Genomic DNA, 3,758 nt, shown 5'->3' on the forward strand with positions numbered 1-3,758 from the left:
TCTTGCTCAGGAGTCGGATAGAAGCGATATCGGAATGCTCGAAGTGTCATTTGGGCAGTTTCATCCTCACTGGACATTTTACTGCCAAGCCGCCCTAGAAGGGCGGGGTTTTCAACCCAAAATTTGTGATAAAAAAAGAAGAATCGGTAGGGTGCGTGACGCGGAAAACCTCATTTGACGGTCAAACCTGACCAATTCCAGGGTTCGACCTCGGGTAAAGTCCAGGGCGATGGCGGATACGGGAAGTTGCACCACCCAAGGATAGGTGTCTCCGAGGTCGTCGAAGTAGGTGACGAGGTGCAGGGGAATCCCCACTTGAGAGAGTTCGCTGTATGCGGTTTCAAAGGCGGTTTGCAACTCCGGGGCGTCGCTGAAGATTAGTGCGGCTTCGTGGAGTTGCACTTCGGCGATTTCGAGTTCTTTGAGTTGCGTTAGGAGTTGTTGGTAGAGGGGAAGCAGTTGGGAAAGGAAACTGTTAAATTCGACTCCTTCGAGGCGACTCAATCGTAACAGCGTCACGGGGCCGAGGACGATGGGAACGGTACGTTCTCCTAGGATGGATTTGGCGCGATGAACGGTTTCGAGAAAGTCGTCAAAGTTGGCGGTCGGGGTTAAGTCCGGCGTGATTTCGGGGACGAGATAGTGATAGTTGGTGTCGAACCACTTCGTCATTTCTAAGGCGGCGATTTCGCTTTTGCCACGTGCCATTGCGAAGTAGCGATCGAGTCCTTCTAGTGCTTGGAAGCGTTGGGGAACGAGTCCGAAACGAATCACCCAGTCGAGAACGCGATCGTACAGCGTCGCATCTCCCACGCCGATTCCTTCAATGTCTGTGTCGAGTTGGACCTTCCAACTCTCGGTTTGTAGGGTTTAAAATGTCGCCAACAGTTCGCTTTCTGAAAGGTCGCCTTTCCAAAAACTTTCCAGGGATTTTTTGAGTTCCCGTTTTTGTCCGATGCAAGGGTCGCCTAATGTTGTCGTCAGCATAGTTTGTTAATAATTGTTGGATTGAGTTGACAGAACGAAGTATTTGTGAATTGGGTAAGTTCTGTTCGGGATTTTGTGGCCTTTGAATCTCGCTACGAATTAAATTTCGCCACAAACGGAACTGTTTAAATCGTTAGATTTTGGGTATTTGTTCTAACGATTACTGTCAGAAATGTTTGTGGAATAAATAAAACTGCCAACAAATATTTTGCCAATTTTAGGCAATGCAATTTCAAGAAGAAAATAGTGGAGTCCTGATAAGGCGATCGCCCAAAAAACTTCTTTAAAAAACACTGCTTGAAATGGGTCGATCGACCGGAAATTTTGACTGATTTCTTGAGGAACAAGGAAGAAGATTCCTTGAAACAACAGAAATCCCGTCGCGAAACTCGTCAAAATGCTTAAATAGCGATGGCTAATGCGATAATCCGCCGGAGACAGCCAGGGGGAAAGTCCCAAAATGCAAAGTGCGGTTAATCCGGCGACGCCTCCCCAAATCCAGCCATTTAGCGGTATCGAATCGGGGCGAATCAGAACGTCGTAAATCCGATCGATCGCCCATAGCCACACCAGACTCGATACCGCCGTTTTCAGCGGAAGTGTATGACTGGCGATCGCGGCGAAAGCCACGAGGGGAATCGGCGACGATAACAAACCGCTAAAACTCAAAATTGCGACGAGTAAAATACTCCACCAGGAATCTCCAATTTTGCGATCGGGTTCGCGTTTTGGAGAAACTGTCGTTTCGAGAGATTTGGGAATTTTGGCTTCGTAACTAATGACGATCGGTCGATTGTCTTCTTGGAGGGGATATTGCATCGCGAATTTGTCCTCGATCGCACGAGGAGACGAAAAAATAGATTGCAAAAAGTATCGCCAATTGATGAAAATTGACGGACGATGAGTATGACGTTACACGAGTCTGAAACTTCAACTTACACCTAAGTTTTAGGTGTTTTGAGTCCTAATTTCTACAAAAGTCCTAAAAAACTTCAAGGAAGTTTCTACAATTTGCGCGAATTTGTAGAAAAAAAGCAGCCGAAAACCATCGATTGAATTCGATATCGCGTCGTTGCCAAACTCCTTGGCTTTCACTGATGGAAAACCAAGCTATCGCGGAAAAACAGACAGCCATTTAGATAAAAAGGCGGCTGACTGAACCACAGACGAAACAACACGAACGATCAATGGCGATCGCCAGACTCAGAAACGATTTATAACTGATTTCGATCGCTCTCAAGACGATACAAGCGGTAGCGGATCGTCAAAACTTAGGGGGCGATCGAGACGGTTGAAAAAGGCTAAAACTGCCATCATCTGTACCTCGCAGACGAACCTATGGACTTGGCGTTTGAACGAACAAACTGTATCGGCGGGCATTCTGACTCAGAGATCGATCGACCTCTTCACAGCTGCGGGACAGCGTCGGATTTTCACCGAACTTTCCCCCTTGCGTCTAACGGCTGCTCCCCGTTAGAACCGAACGGATACATAATAGCACGTTCGATCGCTCGTGGCGTAACATAAGTTGAAATATCGTCTCGATCGCGCTGTTTTTTCTATCCTTAAAGTTCTTTGAAATCGCAACTTCTCGAATCCGATACTGTCGATCTCTGGTGTGTGGCGTTAGACGCCGAGAACTTCCCCAACGAAGACACCCGGGAGATACTCTCAGAAAGCGAACGGAAACGATCGCAGCGATATCGATTCGATCGCGATCGCCGTCGGTTCGTCCTCGCCCGGACTGCGTTACGCTGGATTCTCGGAGACTATCTCCAAATCTCCCCGCAAGCGGTACAGTTCGAGTACGGCGATCGCGGAAAACCCTATTTACCGGACACCGCGTTATCGTTCAACCTTTCCCACTCCCAGGATTTAGCCTTAATCGCCATAACTTGGAATCGCGCCCTCGGCGTCGATCTCGAATACAAAAGAACTATAGACAGCACAGCCTTAGCCCAGCGTTTTTTCAGTCCTCGGGAAGTGGCGGCGTTAAATCAGATTGCAGAACCCCAACGCAACGCAACCTTTTTCGACTACTGGACTTGTAAAGAAGCCTATCTCAAAGCCACAGGAGAAGGTATCGCGGGGTTGAGTGGCGTAGAAGTCAGTTTGACGCCAGAACCTCGGTTGTTCGTCCAGTCACCGCAAACCTGGACGTTGCAACCGTTGCTAGTCCGTTCCGACTATGCAGCGGCGTTGGTGGTAGAAGGAGAACCTGTCGAAGTTCGATGGCGGAAGTGCGATCGCGGCTGAGACAAAATCCGGTTCTACCGCACACTGCAAAACCCGCTCTGTGTTCTCTGTGTTCTCTGTCTCTGTCTGGTGAAAACGGTCTCGAAAACCGCCAAAGGATTCAACCCATAATTACGGAATTCCGGGGAAAGATTCGACGTATTTAATTTCAATATCCGGAAAAGATTCGACATATTTTATGGTAAAATCAGGAAAGGATTCGACCATTTTCCACCGACCGCATTCATCCGGAAACGACTCCACTAGCTGCACGTTGAGGTCGGGAAAACTTTCGACGACTTTCACCGTTAAATCGGGAAAACTTTCGACAACGCGAACGTTGCCGAAAAGGGGAATGTCGTTCGCCGTACAGGTTTCCGCATCGACGTTTCCCGTCGCGGCGCGGGCGAAACTGGCAAGGCCTACGACGAGAAAGGCCGCAAAAACAGCGATCGATCGATACAAATTTTTCACGACAAATTTTTCACGGAAAATACCTCGATACGTTTGGAAGCCCTGTCGCTTTAGCGCAGGGA

At 48.5% G+C, this 3,758-nt stretch carries 4 protein-coding genes, 1 pseudogene and 1 riboswitch; of the genes and pseudogenes, 1 reads left to right on the forward strand and 4 read right to left on the reverse strand.

The window, feature by feature from the left end; all coding sequences use genetic code 11:
* The 3 genes and pseudogenes from ACP5D4_RS21245 to ACP5D4_RS21255 form a co-directional block, all read right to left on the reverse strand.
* Positions 1-77 (reverse strand): helix-turn-helix domain-containing protein (locus ACP5D4_RS21245; RefSeq protein ID WP_428013605.1); only part of this gene is annotated, 77 nt, incomplete at its 3' end.
* Between the two features lie 34 nt (positions 78-111).
* Positions 112-987 (reverse strand): annotated as a pseudogene (locus ACP5D4_RS21250) (hypothetical protein).
* A gap of 153 nt (positions 988-1,140) precedes the next feature.
* Complete coding sequence (locus ACP5D4_RS21255; protein WP_428013602.1) at positions 1,141-1,806, reverse strand: hypothetical protein; 666 nt, start codon at positions 1,804-1,806, stop codon at positions 1,141-1,143.
* Between the two features lie 535 nt (positions 1,807-2,341).
* Positions 2,342-2,486: riboswitch (cobalamin riboswitch) on the reverse strand.
* A gap of 76 nt (positions 2,487-2,562) precedes the next feature.
* Between ACP5D4_RS21255 and ACP5D4_RS21260 the strand changes: the two genes are divergently transcribed.
* On the forward strand, positions 2,563-3,243 hold the full coding sequence (locus ACP5D4_RS21260) for a 4'-phosphopantetheinyl transferase family protein (RefSeq protein WP_428013603.1): 681 nt from the start codon (positions 2,563-2,565) through the stop codon (positions 3,241-3,243).
* Between the two features lie 111 nt (positions 3,244-3,354).
* Here ACP5D4_RS21260 and ACP5D4_RS21265 read toward each other — a convergent pair.
* Positions 3,355-3,758, reverse strand: a 404-nt coding sequence (locus ACP5D4_RS21265; RefSeq protein ID WP_428013604.1) for a hypothetical protein, incomplete at its 5' end; no start/stop codon positions are given.

It is taken from the genome of Baaleninema sp., assembly GCF_049974805.1.
Taxonomy (GTDB): Bacteria; Cyanobacteriota; Cyanobacteriia; order Cyanobacteriales; family Geitlerinemataceae; genus Baaleninema.

Coding starts and splice junctions, on each gene's coding strand:
- ACP5D4_RS21255 (WP_428013602.1), bottom strand. CDS start 1,806: ATGCAATATCCCCTCCAAGAAGACAATCGACCGATCGTCATTAGTTAC.